This is a genomic window from Caulobacter ginsengisoli (assembly GCF_030814835.1).
Classification (GTDB): domain Bacteria; phylum Pseudomonadota; class Alphaproteobacteria; order Caulobacterales; family Caulobacteraceae; genus Caulobacter; species Caulobacter ginsengisoli.
Genome location: NZ_JAUSVS010000002.1, coordinates 544,242 through 562,325, shown reverse-complemented (window position 1 = coordinate 562,325; position 18,084 = coordinate 544,242). Strand labels below are relative to the sequence as shown.

Genomic DNA, 18,084 nt, shown 5'->3' with positions numbered 1-18,084 from the left:
AGCCGTGCCTAAAGCCGGTACAGCCGCCCCAGCATCTCCGCCGCCTCGAGGATCGGCCCGGCGTCCCGTTCGACCCGGGCCCGCAGCAGCGCCCCTTCCAGGGCCGAGACGCCGAACCCCGCCAGCCGCCCTGCTGCTTCAGGTTCGTGTCCGTCGGCGACCAGCCGGCCAGCCACCACCTCCACCCAGCCGGCCATGACCGCCTGTCCCGCCGCCCGGATCGCCTCCTCCTCGCCCGCCGTCTCCAGCAGGGTCGTGGCGATGGGGCAGCCGTCGCGCCAGCCGGACTGGCCCATCCAGTGGGCCAGCCAGCCGCAATAGCTCACCATCAGAGCGCCGGCGTCCGGCGCCTCGGCGGCCAGCCGTTCCAGGGTGCGCTCGACCAGCGCCCCCGCCTGGCGCACCGCCGCCTCGCCGATCGCCGCCTTGCCGGCTGGGAAGTAGTGGTAGAGCGAACCCTTCGGCGCCCCACTGCGCGCCACGATGTCGTTGAGCCCCGTCCCCGCATAGCCCCGCCGCCGGAACAGCGTCGCCGCCGCCGTGACGATGGCCTGTCGGTGTTTGGGGGGCGTGGGCAATTGCTAGTCCTCAGAATCTATATAGACTGGTCTATATGAGTTCGGATGAAAAACCAATGGACCCGCCGGAAGGCTACCAGCCCCACTTCCGCAAGAGCCGGGTCACCGATCCCTGGGAGCCGATCTACAGCCGGCGGACCGATGACGCCGTCTGGATCGGCTTCTGGGCCGGCGAGGCCCACGCCAACAGCCGCGGCTTCGTGCATGGCGGCGTCATCGCCGCCCTGGCGGACAATGCCATGGGCCTTTCCTGCGGTCAGGGGCTGGATGCGCCGAGCGGCCTGGTCACCGTCAACCTGGCCATCGACTATCTGGGCACGGCCAGGGTCGGCCAATGGGTGGCGATCGAGGTCACGGTCGTCAAGCGCGGGCGCTCCCTGTGCTTCGCCCAGGCCCTGATCACCGCGGACGGCGTCGCCTGCGCGCGCGCCAACGCCACGTTTCAGGTGCTGAAGTAGTCCCCAGCCTCACCCCAACCTGATCTCCCGTTCCACACCGATGGCGGCCAGGAAGTCGGCGTCGTGGCTGACGGCCAGGATCGCGCCGTCATAGCCGCGCAACGCCGCCTCCACCGCCTCCAGGCTGCTGAGGTCCAGGTGGTTGGTCGGCTCGTCCAGGATCAAGAGCTGCGGCGGCTCAACGCCCGACAGCACGCAGGCCAGGGCCGCCCGCAGCCGCTCGCCGCCGCTCAAGGAGGCCACCGCCTGATGGGCGGCGCTGTTGCGGAACAGGAACCGCGCCAGGGCGGCGTGCGCGGCGTTGAGGCCGGCGCCCGGGTTCAGCCTCTGGAAGGCGTCCAGCACGCTGCCCGCCTGCCCCAGCACCGCCGTCTGCTGGTCCACCAGCACCGCCCACGCGCCCCGCCGCACCGTCCCGGCCGTCGGCGCCAGTTCGCCGGCCGCCAGCCGCAGCAGGGTGGTCTTGCCCGAGCCGTTCGGCCCGACCACCGCCACCCGCTCCGGGCCGGTGAGCTTCAGCGACACGCCCTCCAGCACCGGCGCGCCGCCGTAACCGAAGCCGACGTCCTCAAAGGCCAACACCATCTTGCCCGCCGCCAGTCCGCTGGGCGGCAGGTCGAAGGCCAGGGTGCGCACCCGCTCGACCTGGGCCTGGGCCGCCTCGATAGCTTCAGCGGCGGCGGCCCGCCTGCGTTCGGCCAGCTGCTGACCGCGCGCCCCGCTGTTCTCGGCCCGCTCGGCCATGGCCCCCAGCAGAATCTTCGGCTCGCTGCCCTTGGCGGCGAACTTGCGGCCGGCGGCGTCGCGGCGGGCCTTGCGCTCCAGCGCCTGCTGCGCCTCGCGCGCCGCCCGGTCGGCCTCGCGTTCGGCCAGGTCCAGGCCGCGCTCGGCAGCGGCCCGCTCGGCCGCCTTGCGCTCGGCATAGAGGTCGTAATGGCCGCCATAGACCCGCGCCCCCAGGCTCGACAGCTCGACGATGCGGTCCATCTCGCGCAGCAGCGCGCGGTCATGGCTGACCACCAGCGCCCCGCCCCGCCAGCCGCGCAGCAGGCTCGCGACCTGGGCCCGCGCCGCCGCGTCCAGGTTGTTGGTCGGCTCGTCCAGCAGGATCAGGTCGGGCCGGGCGATCAACAATCCGGCCAGGTCCAGCCGGGTCAGCTGCCCGCCGCTCAGGGACGCGGCCGGACGGTCGAGCGCCAGCCCCGCCAGACCCATATCGGCCAGGCCCTCGGCGACCCGCGCCTCCAGGTCCCAGTCGGCCAGGGCCAGGTCGTCGGCGTCGGCCTCGCCCGCTTCGGCCCGGGCCAGCCGCGCCAGATCCTCGGCAATGCCCAGCCGGTCGGCGACACTGGCGCCCGGCGGCGGGCTCAGGGTCTGGCGCAGGACACCGATCCGCCCGTTGCACGCGACGGTTCCGGCGGCGGGCGCCCGCTCGCCGGCCACGATGGCCAGCAGGGTCGACTTGCCCACGCCGTTGGCGCCGACCAGGCCGGTGCGCTCGGCGCCCAGCGTCAGGCTCAGGTTTTCGAAAAGGACGCGGCCGTCAGGCGTGGCGACGGCGAGATTGTCCAGGGTGACGATAGACATGGCGGCTCACGATCGGATCGAGGGGAAGGGCTCTGCGGTCTTCCGTCCTCATGATCATGGTCGCCTCCATCGGATGAGCCCGGCGATATAGGCCGCCGCCGGCGCGTGGGCAAGGCGGTCAGGGCGCCTTGCGGAAATCCAGCATGAGCAGATTTGAGGTCCCCTCGTTGTCCCCGAAAAGCAGAGTGACATGCGGCTTTCCGGCAACCGTCGAGCCTGACACAGCGCGGGTCCAGTCGCCCGCGACAGCGTAGCTGTAGGTCTGCAGGCCCCCGGGAGTCGTTCCCGGCTCGGCGCCGGTCCATTGCTGCAGATCGGTCCCCAACTCGGGGTGGCTGCCGAATTTGATGATGCCGCACCGGTAGATCAGGAGTGACGGATCCTGAAGGGTAGGCTTTTCGTCGACCCCGACGAGGATCAGATTGGCGCCCGCCCCCATCTGCAGGTTGACGACCCGGGCGCCGGTAGCGGGATCCCTATCGGTGGGCCGGCCATCGTCGTTGAAGCCCAGACTTCGGGCCACCGTTTCCGCCGCCGCCATGTCGTGGGGGTGCTCGATGCAGATCTTCTGGAAAATCTCGAATTCTGAGACACCGGCCGGCGCGGCCCCCGCGGTCGCCAGAACCGCCATCGCCGCCAGGATCGCCAAGCGCATCGCATTCCTCTCCAGTTGGCCGCCTCATTCGGAAACCGACCGCAAGGATCGGGTCGCCCACCCCTCGGCGCAAGCTCAGACTGGACTCCTCATCGCAGAGGAGCCTCGTCATGACCCCAAAGACGCCCTACGCCATCACCGGCCTCGACCCTGCCCCCTTCGCCCAACTGTTTGGCCAGCCCGAAGCCGTGCTCGCCGCCCAGGGCGTTATCCGCGTCGCGGTGGAGACCAAGCCCAGCGCGCCCTGCCGCATCACCCTGGAGGACGCCGAGCCCGGCGAGACGGTGCTGCTGCTCAATCACGAGCATCTGGCGGTCGACACCCCCTACCGCAGCCGCCACGCCATCTATGTCCGCGAGACCGCCGCGCCCGCCGCCCGCTATGTCGATGAGGTTCCCCCGGCCCTGGCCGTGCGCCTGCTGGCCCTGCGGGCCTTCGACGCCGAGGACATGATGATCGACGCCGAGGTGGTTGAGGGCGCTGAATTGCCCGCGATGATCGAGCGGTTCTTCGCCGACCCGCGCACGGCCTACCTGCACGCCCACTACGCCCGGCGCGGCTGCTTCGCGGCGCGGGTGGACCGGGCCTAGCGGTCGCCGTCGGTGATGTCGGCGATGGTGCCGCTGAACGGCTCGTCGCCGGCGCCCACGACGGTGTGGCCGGCGTCCTTGACGCCCTTGTGGGGCCGCTGCAGTTCCTCGCGCTTGCCGACTTCGGCTTCCTGATCGGGCGTGTCGTCGTTGGTGGGGTCGGCCATGGCGGAATCTCCAGGGTGGATCGATCGGACCCTGATCGTTGTCCCTTTCCGAAGCCGCCGCAAGACCTGCCGCGCAACCCGAGATCAAGCCTTGGCGATCAGGTTTGGTAAACGCCTACTGGCCCTGCTTCAGGTGGTGGGTGGTCAGGGTGCGGGCCCAGTAGCGGGGAACGCCGTGGTCGTTCTGCAGCAGATCCACGGCCGCCTTGGACGGCTTGTCCCGCGCCCCGAACGCCTCCAGCACGCCCATCCAGTGGGCCAGGGGCTGGCCGGTCTTCTCGATCACCTGGGCGTCGGTGACATCCCAATACTCGGCCTTGACCATTCGAAGCGTCTCCCGTTGCGGCGGCAAGCTGGCATAGCCAGCTCAGGCTGGTCCAGGGGGTGATTCAGCCATTTTTCGTTGGCCACCGCACCACGCCCGCCGCCACCAGGGCCAGCCAGACCAGCACCGGCTGCAGGGCGAGCCGAGGCCCGTGGTACCACCAGTTGCTCGGCAGCCCCGGCACCGTCACATGGTCGAAGGCGTGGTGAAGGTTGGCCGGGAAGACGCAGACCGCATACAGCGCCAGCCCGATCCCCGCCCAGCGCCGCAGAGCCGGAATCTGCAGGCCCAACCCGCCGGCGATCTCGGCCAGGCCGGTGAGTTGGATGACCAGCAGCGGGTACGGGACCCAGTCCGGCATGATCGGCAGAAACCTCTGGCTGGCGACCAGGTGGAAGACGCCGAAGGCGGCATAGGCCGGGCCGAGGGTCCGGCAGACCCACAGCTGGGCCTGGCCCGGGATTGGGGCGCGGCGCGCGGCGGGAAGGCTCTGAACGATCATCGACTCCAGAAATACGAAGCCGCGCCGGCCCTGGATCAGCCGCGCCGGTGGAACTGGCTCGCGCCTCGCGATATGGCTTCCGGACTGTCCACGGGGGGGACCGATGCGGCTGATCCTTATTCTGCTGGCGATGCTGGCCTGCGCGGCGCCCGCCCGGGCGCAACTTCAGACCCAGATGACCGCCCCGGCCAGCCGCCTGGAACGGGACATCCCGGTCAACGCCCGGCTGCTCTACGTCGCCGAGTCCGACAACAAGGCGGCCGGCCGGTCGATCGGCTATCACACCCTGCCCGAAGCGCCACAGGCGGATGGCCTGCTGGCGGTCTGGGTGATCGACGCCTTCGTCACGCCCTGGCCCTTCAAGGGCAAGACGGCGGCCTATGCGGGCGGCCTCTATCTGTTCGACTGCGAGGGCCGGCGCTTCAGTCTGCAGCGCGGCGCCCTGCACGCGGCGGATGGCGAGCAGCTGGACTATTACGACAGTCCCCAGCCCTGGGAGAAGGCGCAGGCCGATAGCGAGCTGGCGCTGGTCCTGCGCAATGTCTGCGACGCCGATCCCCGGTTTCCGACGATTCCCACGGTTGTCGGGCTGACCGCCATGCTGGCCGACGCCGCCAAGCGGGCCCGCTGAGATGAAGTTCTCAAAATGTTCTTGTGCAATCGGCGAGTCTGCGCACTACATATAGCCGCTTGCGTCTCGCGTACGCGCGAGCCCTGACAACCCGTTCCCAACTCCCGCGTTACCAAAGACCCCATGGCCGAACAGCTCGACTTCATCCGTGTGCGCGGCGCCCGCGAGCACAATCTCAAGGACGTCAATGTCGACATCCCGCGCGGCGAGCTGGTGGTGATCACCGGCCTGTCGGGGTCGGGCAAGTCGTCGCTCGCCTTCGACACCATCTATGCCGAGGGCCAGCGCCGTTACGTCGAGAGCCTGTCAGCCTATGCCCGGCAGTTCCTGGAGCTGATGAGCAAGCCGGACGTCGATCTGATCGAGGGCCTCTCGCCCGCCATCTCCATCGAGCAGAAGACCACCAGCCGCAATCCGCGCTCGACCGTCGGCACGGTGACCGAGATTCACGACTACATGCGCCTGCTCTGGGCGCGGGTCGGCATCCCCTATAGCCCGGCGACGGGCCTGCCCATCGAGAGCCAGACCATCAGCCAGATGGTCGACAAGCTGACCGCCCTACCCGAGGGCGAGCGCATCTACCTGCTGGCTCCCGTGGTCCGCGACCGCAAGGGCGAGTACCGCAAGGAGATCGCCGAGTGGCGCAAGGCCGGCTTCCAGCGGCTGAAGATCGACGGGACCCTCTATCCGATCGAGGACGCGCCCGAGCTCGACAAGAAGTTCAAGCACGACATCGACATCGTCGTGGACCGGCTGGTCACCAAGGAAGGCCTTGAGACCCGCTACGCCGACAGCCTCGAAACGGCGCTCCGCCTCGCGGACGGCATCGCGGTGGCTGAATGGGCGGATGACGGTTCCGGCGGCGAGCCCCGGCGGATGCTGTTCTCCGAGCGCTTCGCCTGCCCGGTCAGCGGCTTCACCATCGCCGAGATCGAGCCGCGCCTCTTCTCGTTCAACAATCCGGCCGGCGCCTGCCCGGCCTGCGATGGCCTGGGCGCCAAGCTGGCCTTCGACGCCGACCTGATCGTGCCGGACAAGGACAAGAGCCTGCACAAGGGCGCCGTCTCGCCCTGGGCCAAGGGGCCCTCCCCGCTCTACACCCAGACCCTGCAGGCGCTGGCCCGCCACTACGACTTCTCGATGGACCAGCCCTGGCACGCCTTGCCGGACAAGGCCCGCGAGGTGGTGCTCTACGGGACCGGGACCGAGAAGATCCACTTCGTCTATGACGACAACGCCCGCAAATATGAGGTCAACAAGCCCTTCGAGGGCGTGCTGCCCAACCTGGAGCGCCGCTGGCGCGAGACCGATTCCAGCTGGGTGCGCGAGGAGCTGGGCCGCTACCAGTCCGACACCCCCTGCGATGTCTGCCACGGCGCGCGCCTCAAGCCCGAGGCCCTGGCAGTCAAGATCGGCGGCCGCAATATCGCCGAGGTCTCGACCCTGTCGATCCTGCACGCCCGCGACTGGTTCGCCAGCCTCGAGACGGACCTGACCGACAAGCAGCTGGAGATCGGCCGGCGGATCCTCAAGGAGATCGGCGACCGCCTGCGCTTCCTGGTCGATGTCGGCCTCAACTATCTGAACCTGTCGCGCAATTCCGGCAGCCTGTCGGGCGGCGAGAGCCAGCGCATCCGGCTGGCCAGCCAGATCGGCTCAGGCCTGACCGGCGTGCTCTACGTGCTGGACGAACCCAGTATCGGCCTGCACCAGCGCGACAACACCCGCCTGCTGACCAGCCTCAAGGGCCTGCGGGACCTGGGCAACTCGGTCCTGGTCGTCGAGCATGACGAAGAGGCGATCATGACCGCCGACCATGTCATCGACATGGGCCCGGCCGCCGGCATCCATGGCGGCCATCTGGTCGCCGAGGGCAAGCCGGCCGACATCATGGCCAACCCCAGGAGCATCACCGGCCAGTATCTGTCGGGCGTGCGCGAAATCGCCGTGCCCGACCAGCGCCGGCCGATCTCCAAGAAGCGGGTGCTGCGCGTGGTCGGGGCGACCGGCAACAACCTCAAGAGCGTGACGGCGGAGATCCCGGTCGGCACCTTCACCTGCATTACCGGCGTCTCGGGCGGCGGCAAGTCGACCTTCACCATCGAGACCCTCTACAAGGCCGCCGCCCGCCGGCTGAACAATGCCTCCGACGCCCCGGCCCCACACGAGCGGATCGAAGGCCTGGAGAATTTCGACAAGGTCATCGACATCGATCAAAGCCCGATCGGCCGCACGCCGCGTTCCAATCCGGCCACCTATACCGGCGCCTTCCAGCCGATCCGCGACTGGTTCTGCCAACTGCCGGAGTCCAAGGCCCGCGGCTACGGCCCCGGCCGGTTCAGCTTCAACGTCAAGGGCGGCCGCTGCGAGGCCTGCCAGGGCGATGGGCTGATCAAGATCGAGATGCACTTCCTGCCCGACGTCTACGTCACCTGCGACGTCTGCAAGGGCAAGCGCTACAACCGCGAGACCCTGGAGATCCTGTTCAAGGGCAAGTCGATCGCCGACATCCTGGACATGACCGTCGAGGAGGCCGCCGACTTCTTCAAGGCCGTGCCGCCGGTGCGCGACAAGATGGAGACGCTGAAGCGGGTCGGGCTGGGCTACGTCCATGTCGGCCAGCAGGCCACCACCCTGTCGGGCGGCGAGGCGCAGCGGGTGAAGCTCTCCAAGGAGCTCAGCAAGCGGGCCACGGGGCGGACCCTCTACATCCTGGATGAGCCGACCACGGGCCTGCACTTCGAGGACGTCAAGAAGCTGCTCGAGGTGCTGCACGAGCTGGTCGACGCCGGCAACACCGTGGTGGTCATCGAGCATAACCTCGACGTGGTGAAGACCGCCGACTGGGTGGTCGACTTCGGCCCCGAGGGCGGCGACGGCGGCGGCGAGATCGTCGGGGTCGGCACGCCCGAACAGATCGCCGCCATCGAGGGCAGCTGGACCGGCCGCTACCTGGCCGAACTGCTGGCCAAGCACCGGGCGCGGACCAAGAAGCGGGCCTGAGAGCTACTCGAACAGGCCGGCGACGACGGCGCGCGCCGGCCTGGTCGCTATGACCGTTTGGGTCAGTTGAAGGTGTCGGCCTGCGTCCCGGTCTGAACGACCTGGCGATAGGCCTCGGCCGCCGGCGCCATCAGCACCATGTTCAGCAGGCCGCCGAACAAGGCCGAGACCAGGGTGTAGGTCAGGCGTACGGGCGAATAGAGGTCCATCGACCCGGTCGGCTTGCTCGGGAAGAACTCGCGCACCGCGGTCATGAACGGCACGCCGGCCACGACGCTGGCCACCGTCACTCCGACGACGAACATGATGAAGCCGATCAGCAGGGCCAGGATGAAGGCCAGGAAATAGCAGCCCAGCAGGTTCCAGAAATTTCCCCTGGTCTGCGACCAGCTGGCGAACACGCTGAGCTCACGGCGCGCAAAGGTGGCCGGCCCGGCGAACGACATCTTCACGCCCAGCCAGAGCGCAACCACCCCCATCACCACGTAGGAGAGCAGGACCATCAGGATCGCCCCGCCGACCATGCCCGACGCGCCCAGAACAGCGCCCAGGACGCTCAACACGATCGCCAGCACGATGATCAGCGCGATGCCGACAAGCGTGCCCAGCAGCACCAGGATCACGCCCAGCAGCAACAGCCGTAGCTCGTCGGCCCCAAAGGACAGGCCCAGAAAGCCATGCTCCTGCGGTCGAAGGACGCCGCGATAGATGGCGCCGGCCTGAATCGCGGTCGAAACACAGCCGATCAGCGCACAGCCGGCGAAGAAGAGGAACATCGGCCGAAGCAGGCCAAGCGCCGCGGAGGGATCGGCGCTGGGCCCGGCGGCGGCGACCTGGCTTACCGCCTGCATGTAGCCCGAGGCGCCCATGACCCAGTAGGTGGCGAAGGCCGCGGCCAGCCCGACCACGCTCAGCGCTACGACCGTCAGCGGCCGCTGCCGCGCCAGGCGGAAACCCTCGAACGCGACCTCCGATGGTGAAAATGCCATGGTCCCCTACTCCCTATCGAGCCGGCCTGGCCGGCGTTTGGGCGATGGTAGCCGTCCCACCCGCCAAGGAAACCCTCGTTCGCGCCGGTCTCACTCGAATACGGCGGCCGGACATCGCATCACGGGCCCAGGCTGCGCCACCAGGCCGCCTCAGTGGGGTCCAGCGGCGGCCTGCCGCTGGACGAACTCTTCGGTGCTGTTGACCTTTGGATAGGGCGCCTCCGGGACCGGCAGGCCCAGGAAGTCGCAGAGCGGCCCCCAGCCCTGGCCGGGGTGGTATTCCAGCAGGCGGTCCGCGGGAATGCTGGCGCGCACCTGGGCGTTATGGCGTTCATAGACGGCGATGCAGTGGTCGCGGTCGTTCAGCCGGCCGTCGAACTTCTGGCCGATCACCGCCGCGACCATCGCTGCGAAGCCCGGCGGCGCGTTCTTGAAGTCCGGATCGGCGAAGATGGTCGCCTGGGTGGACCTGAACCAGCTGTCGGCGTCGCGGGTAGTCAGGATCACCTTGGCGTCGGGATAGCGCTGGGCCAGCACGCCGTAGAACTCGGCCGAAGGCCAGTCGACCGCGCAGCTGAAGCCGTCGAACAGCACCTCCCAGTCGACCGCCTCGCCCTCTCCGGCCCGCCGCCAGAGGTCGATGTCCTCCGGCCGGCCGAACACCTCCATCATATGGTGGCAGCGACCCAGGCCCAGCTGCTCCAGGGCCAGTTTCAGCGACATTGTGCTGGTGCGGCCAAGGCCCGCGCCAATGACTTTCAGCACCACAGTCGGGCCCTCAGCTAAACGCTTCGGCCTGCTGGGCCGAACTGGAGCCAGCGACGTCCGCATAGGCGCGGGCGGCCGGACTGACGAACAGAACCTGCACCACCGCGGCCAGCAGCGGCCCCACGATCAGGATCGAGACGATGGTGATCGGCGAGGTGAACATGCCCAGAATGGCCTGTTCGGTCTGGGCCGGATCGCCGCTGGAAAGCGCCGCCATGCTGCCGCCCATGAGGACGAGGACCAGCAGGACCAGCACGATGTAGAGGACGATCAGCATCAGGCAGAGCAGGGCGTTCATGCCCATCAGCCGCCAGTAGTTGCTCGCCGCGGCGCTGACGGCCGGGAAGATGCTGATCCGGCCCTTGTCCAGCGTCATAGGCCCCACGAAGGCGAAAAGCGATAGGAAGGACAGGGCTGAGAATACCCCGGCGATGAAGCCCAGCAGGTTGCCAAGGCCGCCCATGCGGAACAGCATGAACAGCACGATCACCGTCAGGATGTACCAGACGATATAGATCAGGGTGACCAGGAACAGGGTTAGGGCCATGCGAAACTCGTTCGCGCCCAGCCGCATCCGGGCCCAGGCCCGGCTGCCGGTCGGGTCCAGCACCGCCCGGTAGATCGCCGAGCCGACGATCCCGAAGAAGATATAACCCACCGCCATGATCATCAGGAACATGAGGAGAAGGCCGCCGACCGCGCCGCTGTTGAACTGGCCCGTCCGGAGCTGGGACATCTGGGCCATCATGCCCACGCCCAGCCCGCCGGAGATCAGTCCGACGACAAACTGGACGATATAGTAGCCGACCAGGGCAAGCGCCCATCCGACCAGGCTGAGCGGCTCGCGCCCGATAACCCGGAATCCTTCGACGACAGCGCCGCCAACATTGACCTTCATCGCAGCCCCCTGCGGTTCACCTATCAGGCGAGACTAGACACACCCCGCCCCGTCGGCAACAAGCGCTCTTCCAACGGAGCCGACCCATGATCTTCTACGGCGAGCGAAACCCCGCCCCCAATCCGCGCCGGGTGCGCATCTTCATCGCCGAGAAGGGGATCGACCTGCCCGAGACCCGGGTCAACCTGCGCGAGCGCGAGCACAAGAGCGCCGAGCACAAGGCCCGCAACAGCCTGGGCCAGGTGCCGGTGCTGGAACTGGACGACGGCACGATGATCTCGGAAAGCGTCTCGATCTGCCGCTATCTGGATGCCACCTGCGAGGGGCCCAAGCTGTTTGGCGAAACGCCCCTGGAGGCGGCGCTGATCGACATGTGGATCCGCCGCATCGAGTTTCAGCTGATGACGCCGGTCGGCATGTTCTGGCGCCACGCCCACCCGCTCACCGCCGCCCTGCTGACCCAGAACCGCGAGTTCGGCGAGTCCAACCGCGAGATCTTCGCCCGCGTCTGCCTGTGGCTAGACCGGGAACTGGCCGACGGCCGACCCTATCTGGCGGGCCGCTACAGCATGGCCGACATCGTCGCCCAGACCACCCTGGACTTCGCCGGCTTCACCGGGCTGGAGCCGCCGGCGGAAGCGACGCACCTGGCGGCCTGGCGGGAAGGCCTGGCGGCGCGGCCCAGCGCCAACGCTTAGGCCGTTGCCGGCGCAGCGTCGGCGGACGCTAAAGGCGGCGCGGCGCCGGCGGCCTTGATGCGCTCATAGGCTCGGGCAGTCGGGGCGATGGTGATGGTCAGCTGCAGGATCAGCGCCAGGATGTTGACCGCCGCCGCCAGCAGGATCTTGCCCAGCGCCGCCAGGGCCCCGGCCACGTCCAGATGCCCTTCGACGGCGCCCTTGGCGCTGAGGCCGACCGCCCGGATGACGCCCAGGGTGACCGCCAGCCCGAACAGGGCCAGCAGCACGCCCATCACGCCGGCGGCCAGGAACATGCCCAGCAACGGCCAGAACCGGCCCCGGGTCAGAGCCCAGGATCCGAAGACGCTCACCTGGGCCTCGGCATAGGAGGCTACCTTGTTGAGGGCCAGCCGAACGCCCCACCACACCCAGCCCGCCATCAGCACAAAGCCCAGCAGCAGCCGGATCGGGAACCGCAGCGGCCAGGCCAGCGGCTGGGTGACCAGCACCACCAGGGCGAAACCGATGGCCCAGTAGGCGGCCAGGATCAGCAGCGAGGCCAGCTCGACCCCGAAGACCCTCAGCTCGTCCTTGCCCAGATTGAGGTGCGACAGGCCCCGCCAGTCGGGATGCAGCACCGCCCGGTAGATGGCCGACTTGATGATGCAGTAGATGGCGAACGACAGGATGAAGCCCACCGTGGCGGCCGGGCCGAACCGGGCGGCCAGTTCTTCCCAGTCGCGGCCGCCGCCCGTGGGCCGCAGCTCGCGGCTGATCTCGGTCAGGTGGGTCAGCAGACCCGTGGACAGCACCCCGACCAGCAGCAGGAACCAGAGGAAGCCGAAGGCCGTCCAGCCCAGCGTCGCGCCGGGTTTGTCCCGGATGATCCTGAAGCCCTCGAAGGCGGCGTCGGTTGGCGAAAAGTCGGACATGCGCAACGGTCTGAGACTGAATTGAACGGACGAATCGCCCGGACTTTCAGTCTAGACCGCCGGGCCTCTCAAACCCCTTAACGAATTAACCCTCCACCGGCTCCGTCAGCGCCTTGTAGACATGGGCCCAGGGCGCCATCGCCACGGTGATCATCACCGAGGCGACCATCGCCACGATCAGCCCCAACCCCAGGAACCAGGGCAGGAGTTGCTGGGTGACCACGCCGGGCGGCTGGCTGAAGAAGGCCTCGATGTTGGCCTCGGTGAGACTGCCCATGGCGTTGGTGCTGATCAGCGCCACCCCGCCCACCCCAAACAGCAGGGCGCTGAGCAGGGACTGAACCAGGAAGACAACGACCAGGTTGAGCAGGCCAACCAGGAACAGCGAACCGGCGTGACCCTTGGTCAGCCGCCAGGACTCGAACAGGCGGAATTCCTTCTCGATGACGCTGGCGGGGGCGATCAGCGAGAAGCGCAGCAGCACCCAGATCAGGCCAACGATGTAGCCAATGGCGGCGATGATGCACCAAGCGATCATGACGCCCTGCGAAATCTTGTAGGCCAGGAAGCCCAGCGCCACGGCCACGCCCGCATAGACCATGATGGCCAGGGTCAGCAGGACGGCGGCGACGATGATGACCAGGGCCAGCATCAGCTCGCCCCGACCCAGCCGCAGATAGAAGAAGCGGTCGTCCTTGGGCGTCACGACGGCCCGGCAGATCGCCGCCGCCAGCAGGACCCGCACCAGCAGGCTGCCGATCGTCGCCAGCGGATTCTGGAAGAAGAGCTGGCTCTCCGCCCTCAGGATATCATGTGGACTGGGCTCGACGCCGCTGCGGGCGATCTCGCTCATCTGATGGACGAAATTGAACAGCGCGCCGATGATGCCGATGGCCGGCACGATGGCCAGCACATAGATCACCAGCCCCCAGACCAGCACCGCCAGCGGCTTGCGCCGGATCACACCGAACCCCGCCAATGCGGCGTCGGCCACGTCGAATTTAGCCATGAGCCCCTCCCGAAGAACTCCGTTTTGCCGACAGCATCACAAAACGGGCGCGGGCGCCATCGCAACCGGCTTGGCCCTGGCGCCCACCACGCCTATTGAGACGCCATGACCCAAAAACCCATCCACGTCATCGGCGGCGGCCTGGCCGGCTCGGAGGCCGCCTGGCAGGCGGCCCAGGCCGGGGCGCCCGTGATCCTGCACGAGATGCGGCCCATTCGCGGCACCGACGCCCACCAGACCGACGGCCTGGCCGAGATGGTCTGCTCCAACTCGTTCCGCTCCGACGACTGGGAGCACAATGCCGTGGGCCTGCTGCACGCCGAGATGCGGCGGCTGGACTCGGTGATCATGGCCGCCGCCGACCTCAGCCAGGTGCCGGCCGGCGGGGCGCTGGCGGTCGACCGCGACGGCTTCTCGGCCGAGGTCACCCGGCGCATCGAGGCCCATCCGCTGATCACCATCGCCCGCGAGGAGATCGCCGGCCTGCCGCCCGCCGACTGGGACAGCGTCATCGTCGCCACCGGCCCCCTCACCTCTCCGGCCTTGGCGCAGGCCATCCTGGACCTGACCGGCGAGGGCCAGCTGGCCTTCTTCGACGCCATCGCACCGATCATCCATCTCGACAGCATCGACATGAGCGTGGCCTGGCGCCAGTCACGCTACGACAAGGAAGGCCCGGGGGGCGACGCAGCCGCCTACATCAACTGTCCGATGGACAAGGCCCAGTACGAGGCCTTCATCGACGCCCTGATGGCCGGGCCCAAGTCCGAGTTCAAGGAGTGGGAGAACGTCCCCTATTTCGACGGCTGCCTGCCCATCGAGGTGATGGCCGAGCGCGGCCGCGAGACCCTGCGCCACGGCCCGATGAAGCCGGTGGGCCTGACCAACGCCCATAATCCTACCGAGAAGGCCTACGCCATCGTCCAGCTGCGACAGGACAACGCCCTGGGCACGCTGTGGAACATGGTGGGCTTCCAGACCAAGCTGAAGCACGGCGCCCAGACCGAGGTCTTCCGCACCATCCCGGGCCTGCAGGACGCCCAGTTCGCCCGGCTGGGCGGGCTGCATCGCAACACCTTCCTCAACAGCCCCCGCCTGCTGGACCGCCAGCTGCGGCTGAAGGTCCAACCCCGCCTGCGCTTCGCCGGCCAGGTCACCGGGGTCGAGGGCTATGTCGAAAGCGCCGGCATCGGGCTGCTGGCCGGCCGCCTGGCCGCCGCCGAGCGCCTGGGCCAGGCCCTGGAAGCCCCGCCGGCCACCACGGCGCTGGGCGCCCTGGTCAACCACATCACCGGCGGCCACCTCGAAGGCCAGCCCGCCAGCTTCCAGCCGATGAACATCAACTACGGCCTGTTGCCGCCCATCGAGGACGCCACGCCGAAGAAGGCCGACGATGGCCGCCGCCTGAAGCCGGCCGAGCGAGGCCGGGCCCGCAAGCGGCTTGCCTCCCTGCGCGCCCTGGACGACCTTGACGCCTGGCGCGGCGCAGTCGCCTCGGCCGCCGCGGAGTAAGAGAGCCTTCATGACCCGAAACCGCGCCATCCTGGGCTCGATCGCCTTCTTCCTGCTGGCCCCGGGGATTGTCGGGTTCGCCATTCCGGCCTGGATCAGCGGCTGGCGCCCGGGCCCGCTGACCGACGACCACCCGCTGATGATCCCGCTGGGCCTGACCCTGGTCACCCTGGGCCTGCTGGCCCTGATCGGCTGTTTCGTCCGTTTCGCCCTGCAGGGCGAGGGCACGCCGGCCCCGATGGCGCCGACCCAGAAACTGGTGGTCGAAGGCCTCTACCGCCATGTCCGCAACCCGATGTACCTGGCGGTGCTGGCTATCCTGCTGGGCCAGGCCCTGGCTCTGGCCAACCTCTGGCTGCTCGTCTACGCCGCCGTCATCGCCGTGGCCTTCGCGGTCTTCGTCAAGGTCTATGAGGAGCCGACCCTGCGCGGCGCCTATCCCGAGGACTGGCCGAAATACGCCGCCGCCGTGCCCGCCTGGCTGCCGCGCCGCAAGGCCTGGACTCCCGACGACAAAGACCGACCCTGAGCCCTGGCATCGGGCGCAAGCGATCATTAGGGTGCGCCCCACAAACCGCACGATATTCACGGGGAACCGCCCAGAATGAAAATTTCCATCCGCCTGCTGGCCGCGGCGTCGCTCACCTTGGCCTGTGGGGCTCTCGCGTTTGGGGGAATGGCCGACGCCCGGCCCTTCACCGCCCGGGACATGGCGACCCTGGACCGGGTCAGCGATCCGCAGGTCTCGCCCAACGGCCGCTGGGCCGTCTACGATCTGCGGGTGGTCGATTACGAGGCCAACAAGTCGAGCCACCAGCTGTGGGTCGTCGACCTGAAGGACAAGACCCCGACCCCGCGCCTGCTGCCGGCTTCCGAAGGCGGCGCCACCGGCGCGCGCTGGGGCCGCGACAGCAAGACCCTCTACTTCCTCTCCAGCCGGTCGGGCAGCAACCAGGTCTGGCGCACCGAGATCGGCGAGACCGGCGCCAGCCAGGTCACCAAACTTCCCTTTGACGTGGGCGCCTTCCGCGTCTCGCCCAATGGCCGGACGCTGGTGGTCGACCAGCCGGTCTTCCCCGACTGTCCGGACCTGGCCTGCACCCAGGCCCGCCTGGAGGCCAAGAAGGGCGTCAAGACCAGCGGCGTCCTCTATGACCGCCTGTTCGTGCGCCACTGGGATACCTGGGCGGACGGCACCCGCAACCACCTCTTCGCCCTGACCTTCGACGAGAAGGGCATCACCGCCGACGGCCCCGTCGACATCACCAGGGGCTTCGACGGCGACATTCCCAGCAAGCCGTTCGGCGACGACGCCGACTTCGTCTTCACCCCCGACTCGCGCGGCGTGGTGTTCTCGGCCCGCCTGGCCGGCAAGACCGAGGCCTGGAGCACCAATTTCGATCTCTGGCAGGTCGACCTGACGGGCGGTGCGCCGGTCAACCTGACCGCCTCCAACGAAGCCATGGACACCGGCCCGGTGTTCTCGCGGGACGGCAGGTTCCTGGCCTATCGGGCCATGAAACGCCCGACCTTCGAGGCCGACCGGCTGGGAATCTGGGTACGCGACGTGGCGACCGGCGAGAGCCGCGAGGTGGCCCCCGGCTGGGACCGCTCGGCCGACAGCATCGCCTGGTCCGAGGACGGCAAGACCCTCTATGTCACCGCCGAGGACATCGGCCAGACCAAGGTGTTCGCGATCAATGTCGCCAGCGGCGATGTGAAGGCCCTGACGGGCGATGGCCGTGTCAGCGCACTGCAGGTCGGCGACAAGGCCCTGGTCATCAGCCGGGACATGCTGGACAGCCCCGCCCAGCTCTACAAACTGGAGCTGAACGGCCAGAACCCGGTGCAGCTGACCCAGGCCAATGTCGCCATCACCAAGCAGATCGACTGGGGCCAGTACGAGCAGTTCAGCTTCACCGGCTGGAACGGCGACAAGGTCTACGGCTACCTGGTCAAACCGGCCAACTTCGATCCGGCCAAGAAGTATCCCGTCGCCTTCCTGATCCATGGCGGGCCGCAGGGCAGCTTCGGCAACCTCTTCCACTATCGCTGGAACGCCCAGACCTATGCCGGGGCCGGCTATGCGGTGGTGATGATCGATTTCCACGGCTCGACCGGCTACGGCCAGGGCTTCACCGACGCCATCAGCCAGCACTGGGGCGACCGTCCGCTCGAGGACCTGCAGAAGGGCTGGGCCGCGGCCCTGGCCCGCTACAGCTTCCTGGACGGCGACCGCGCCTGCGCGCTGGGCGGCTCCTACGGCGGCTACATGGTCAACTGGATCGCCGGGACCTGGAACCAGCCCTGGAAGTGCTTCGTCAATCACGACGGGCTGTTCGACACCAAGTTCATGGGCTCCTCGACCGAGGAACTGTGGTTCAGCGAGTGGGAGAACGGCGGGCCGGTCTGGAGCAACCCGGACGGCTACGACAAGTTCAATCCGGTCAACAAGATCGCCAACTGGACCAAGCCGATGCTGGTGGTCGAGGGCGGCCGCGACTATCGGGTGCCGCTGGAAGAAGCCCTGGCCACCTTCGGGACCCTGCAGCGCAAGGGGATCGAGAGCCAGTTCCTCTACTTCCCCGACGAGAACCACTGGGTCCTCAAGCCCCAGAACAGCGTGCAATGGCATGACACGGTGCTCGACTGGCTGGCCCGCTGGACCGGCCCTGACGCGCCGAAGTCCTGATCTTGCGTAAAATCCGTCGCGGCGTGACTCCGGTCACGGTCGCGGCGGCGGCGGCGGCGGCCGACCTAGTTTCCCGGCGGGCTTCAACAGAGAAGCTTGTCCGGGGAA

19 protein-coding genes are annotated in these 18,084 nt (G+C 68.4%); 8 read left to right on the top strand and 11 right to left on the bottom strand.

The features are described from left to right. Positions 1–8: 8 nt before the first annotated feature. Positions 9–578: a TetR/AcrR family transcriptional regulator gene (locus tag QO010_RS08080; protein ID WP_307348054.1), complete on the bottom strand. Its 570-nt coding sequence runs from the start codon at positions 576–578 to the stop codon at positions 9–11. A 56-nt stretch (positions 579–634) separates the two neighbouring features. Between QO010_RS08080 and QO010_RS08075 the strand changes: the two genes are divergently transcribed. Continuing rightward, entirely contained in the window at positions 635–1,036 is a 402-nt protein-coding gene (locus QO010_RS08075; protein ID WP_307348052.1) for a PaaI family thioesterase, read from the top strand. A 9-nt stretch (positions 1,037–1,045) separates the two neighbouring features. Here the strand turns inward: QO010_RS08075 and QO010_RS08070 are convergent, their stop codons facing one another. Beyond that, positions 1,046–2,623 (bottom strand): ABC-F family ATP-binding cassette domain-containing protein, encoded by a 1,578-nt coding sequence (locus QO010_RS08070; RefSeq protein WP_307348051.1) that lies wholly within the window; start codon positions 2,621–2,623, stop codon positions 1,046–1,048. 118 nt (positions 2,624–2,741) lie between these two features. Continuing rightward, on the bottom strand, positions 2,742–3,278 hold the full coding sequence (locus tag QO010_RS08065; RefSeq protein ID WP_307348050.1) for a hypothetical protein: 537 nt from the start codon (positions 3,276–3,278) through the stop codon (positions 2,742–2,744). Between the two features lie 110 nt (positions 3,279–3,388). Here QO010_RS08065 and QO010_RS08060 point away from each other — a divergent pair, with 110 nt between their 5' ends. Beyond that, on the top strand, positions 3,389–3,868 hold the full coding sequence (locus tag QO010_RS08060; RefSeq protein ID WP_307348048.1) for a DUF1203 domain-containing protein: 480 nt from the start codon (positions 3,389–3,391) through the stop codon (positions 3,866–3,868). On the opposite strand, the gene QO010_RS08055 is transcribed toward QO010_RS08060, so the two are convergent. The 3 genes from QO010_RS08055 to QO010_RS08045 all read right to left on the bottom strand — a co-directional run bounded on the left by QO010_RS08055 (position 3,865) and on the right by QO010_RS08045 (position 4,862). After that, positions 3,865–4,035, bottom strand: a complete 171-nt coding sequence (locus QO010_RS08055) for a hypothetical protein (protein ID WP_307348046.1) — start codon at positions 4,033–4,035, stop codon at positions 3,865–3,867. The genes QO010_RS08060 and QO010_RS08055 overlap by 4 nt on opposite strands. 115 nt (positions 4,036–4,150) lie before the next feature. Further along, positions 4,151–4,360 (bottom strand): DUF4287 domain-containing protein, encoded by a 210-nt coding sequence (locus tag QO010_RS08050; protein WP_307348044.1) that lies wholly within the window; start codon positions 4,358–4,360, stop codon positions 4,151–4,153. Between the two features lie 64 nt (positions 4,361–4,424). Then, positions 4,425–4,862, bottom strand: coding sequence for a DoxX family protein (locus QO010_RS08045; protein ID WP_307348042.1), 438 nt, complete (start codon positions 4,860–4,862; stop codon positions 4,425–4,427). A gap of 103 nt (positions 4,863–4,965) precedes the next feature. Between QO010_RS08045 and QO010_RS08040 the strand changes: the two genes are divergently transcribed. Both QO010_RS08040 and uvrA read left to right on the top strand, forming a co-directional pair. Then, the gene (locus QO010_RS08040; protein WP_307348040.1) at positions 4,966–5,493 is read left to right on the top strand and encodes a hypothetical protein; all 528 of its coding nucleotides are present in this window, start codon (positions 4,966–4,968) and stop codon (positions 5,491–5,493) included. Positions 5,494–5,616: 123 nt separating this feature from the next. Continuing rightward, positions 5,617–8,496, top strand: coding sequence for an excinuclease ABC subunit UvrA (gene uvrA, locus QO010_RS08035; RefSeq protein ID WP_307348039.1), 2,880 nt, complete (start codon positions 5,617–5,619; stop codon positions 8,494–8,496). A gap of 62 nt (positions 8,497–8,558) precedes the next feature. On the opposite strand, the gene QO010_RS08030 is transcribed toward uvrA, so the two are convergent. The 3 genes from QO010_RS08030 to QO010_RS08020 all read right to left on the bottom strand — a co-directional run bounded on the left by QO010_RS08030 (position 8,559) and on the right by QO010_RS08020 (position 11,151). Next, positions 8,559–9,485 carry a hypothetical protein gene (locus QO010_RS08030; RefSeq protein ID WP_307348037.1) on the bottom strand — a complete coding sequence of 309 codons (927 nt, stop codon included), beginning with the start codon at positions 9,483–9,485 and terminating at the stop codon, positions 8,559–8,561. A gap of 150 nt (positions 9,486–9,635) precedes the next feature. After that, on the bottom strand, positions 9,636–10,316 hold the full coding sequence (locus QO010_RS08025) for a sulfotransferase family protein (RefSeq protein ID WP_307348035.1): 681 nt from the start codon (positions 10,314–10,316) through the stop codon (positions 9,636–9,638). Then, positions 10,264–11,151, bottom strand: coding sequence for a hypothetical protein (locus tag QO010_RS08020; RefSeq protein WP_307348033.1), 888 nt, complete (start codon positions 11,149–11,151; stop codon positions 10,264–10,266). The genes QO010_RS08025 and QO010_RS08020 overlap by 53 nt, the downstream gene beginning before the upstream one ends. An 86-nt stretch (positions 11,152–11,237) precedes the next feature. Here QO010_RS08020 and QO010_RS08015 point away from each other — a divergent pair, with 86 nt between their 5' ends. After that, positions 11,238–11,849, top strand: coding sequence for a glutathione S-transferase family protein (locus tag QO010_RS08015; protein WP_307348031.1), 612 nt, complete (start codon positions 11,238–11,240; stop codon positions 11,847–11,849). Here QO010_RS08015 and QO010_RS08010 read toward each other — a convergent pair. Together QO010_RS08010 and QO010_RS08005 are read right to left on the bottom strand one after the other, a co-directional pair. Further along, a complete protein-coding gene (locus QO010_RS08010; RefSeq protein ID WP_307348029.1) occupies positions 11,846–12,763 on the bottom strand; it encodes a hypothetical protein in 918 nt (305 codons plus the stop codon). The genes QO010_RS08015 and QO010_RS08010 overlap by 4 nt on opposite strands. An 85-nt stretch (positions 12,764–12,848) precedes the next feature. After that, on the bottom strand, positions 12,849–13,772 hold the full coding sequence (locus QO010_RS08005) for a hypothetical protein (protein WP_307348027.1): 924 nt from the start codon (positions 13,770–13,772) through the stop codon (positions 12,849–12,851). A 105-nt stretch (positions 13,773–13,877) separates the two neighbouring features. Between QO010_RS08005 and trmFO the strand changes: the two genes are divergently transcribed. The 3 genes from trmFO to QO010_RS07990 all read left to right on the top strand — a co-directional run bounded on the left by trmFO (position 13,878) and on the right by QO010_RS07990 (position 17,976). Further along, positions 13,878–15,284 carry a methylenetetrahydrofolate--tRNA-(uracil(54)-C(5))-methyltransferase (FADH(2)-oxidizing) TrmFO gene (trmFO, locus tag QO010_RS08000; RefSeq protein ID WP_307348025.1) on the top strand — a complete coding sequence of 469 codons (1,407 nt, stop codon included), beginning with the start codon at positions 13,878–13,880 and terminating at the stop codon, positions 15,282–15,284. 10 nt (positions 15,285–15,294) lie between these two features. After that, the gene (locus QO010_RS07995; RefSeq protein ID WP_307348023.1) at positions 15,295–15,813 is read left to right on the top strand and encodes a methyltransferase family protein; all 519 of its coding nucleotides are present in this window, start codon (positions 15,295–15,297) and stop codon (positions 15,811–15,813) included. A 75-nt stretch (positions 15,814–15,888) separates the two neighbouring features. Then, positions 15,889–17,976, top strand: coding sequence for a S9 family peptidase (locus tag QO010_RS07990; protein WP_307348021.1), 2,088 nt, complete (start codon positions 15,889–15,891; stop codon positions 17,974–17,976). Positions 17,977–18,084 lie beyond the last annotated feature (108 nt).

Excerpts from the sequence above, each read along its gene's own strand:
- QO010_RS08040 (WP_307348040.1), top strand. The coding sequence starts at position 4,966 with ATGCGGCTGATCCTTATTCTGCTGGCGATGCTGGCCTGCGCGGCGCCC.
- QO010_RS08075 (WP_307348052.1), top strand. The coding sequence starts at position 635 with ATGGACCCGCCGGAAGGCTACCAGCCCCACTTCCGCAAGAGCCGGGTC.
- QO010_RS07995 (WP_307348023.1), top strand. The coding sequence starts at position 15,295 with ATGACCCGAAACCGCGCCATCCTGGGCTCGATCGCCTTCTTCCTGCTG.
- QO010_RS08055 (WP_307348046.1), bottom strand. The coding sequence starts at position 4,035 with ATGGCCGACCCCACCAACGACGACACGCCCGATCAGGAAGCCGAAGTC.
- uvrA (WP_307348039.1), top strand. The coding sequence starts at position 5,617 with ATGGCCGAACAGCTCGACTTCATCCGTGTGCGCGGCGCCCGCGAGCAC.
- QO010_RS08010 (WP_307348029.1), bottom strand. The coding sequence starts at position 12,763 with ATGTCCGACTTTTCGCCAACCGACGCCGCCTTCGAGGGCTTCAGGATC.
- QO010_RS07990 (WP_307348021.1), top strand. The coding sequence starts at position 15,889 with ATGAAAATTTCCATCCGCCTGCTGGCCGCGGCGTCGCTCACCTTGGCC.
- QO010_RS08065 (WP_307348050.1), bottom strand. The coding sequence starts at position 3,278 with ATGCGCTTGGCGATCCTGGCGGCGATGGCGGTTCTGGCGACCGCGGGG.
- QO010_RS08060 (WP_307348048.1), top strand. The coding sequence starts at position 3,389 with ATGACCCCAAAGACGCCCTACGCCATCACCGGCCTCGACCCTGCCCCC.
- QO010_RS08025 (WP_307348035.1), bottom strand. The coding sequence starts at position 10,316 with ATGCGGACGTCGCTGGCTCCAGTTCGGCCCAGCAGGCCGAAGCGTTTA.
- QO010_RS08050 (WP_307348044.1), bottom strand. The coding sequence starts at position 4,360 with ATGGTCAAGGCCGAGTATTGGGATGTCACCGACGCCCAGGTGATCGAG.
- trmFO (WP_307348025.1), top strand. The coding sequence starts at position 13,878 with ATGACCCAAAAACCCATCCACGTCATCGGCGGCGGCCTGGCCGGCTCG.
- QO010_RS08070 (WP_307348051.1), bottom strand. The coding sequence starts at position 2,623 with ATGTCTATCGTCACCCTGGACAATCTCGCCGTCGCCACGCCTGACGGC.
- QO010_RS08020 (WP_307348033.1), bottom strand. The coding sequence starts at position 11,151 with ATGAAGGTCAATGTTGGCGGCGCTGTCGTCGAAGGATTCCGGGTTATC.
- QO010_RS08005 (WP_307348027.1), bottom strand. The coding sequence starts at position 13,772 with ATGGCTAAATTCGACGTGGCCGACGCCGCATTGGCGGGGTTCGGTGTG.
- QO010_RS08030 (WP_307348037.1), bottom strand. The coding sequence starts at position 9,485 with ATGGCATTTTCACCATCGGAGGTCGCGTTCGAGGGTTTCCGCCTGGCG.
- QO010_RS08045 (WP_307348042.1), bottom strand. The coding sequence starts at position 4,862 with ATGATCGTTCAGAGCCTTCCCGCCGCGCGCCGCGCCCCAATCCCGGGC.
- QO010_RS08015 (WP_307348031.1), top strand. The coding sequence starts at position 11,238 with ATGATCTTCTACGGCGAGCGAAACCCCGCCCCCAATCCGCGCCGGGTG.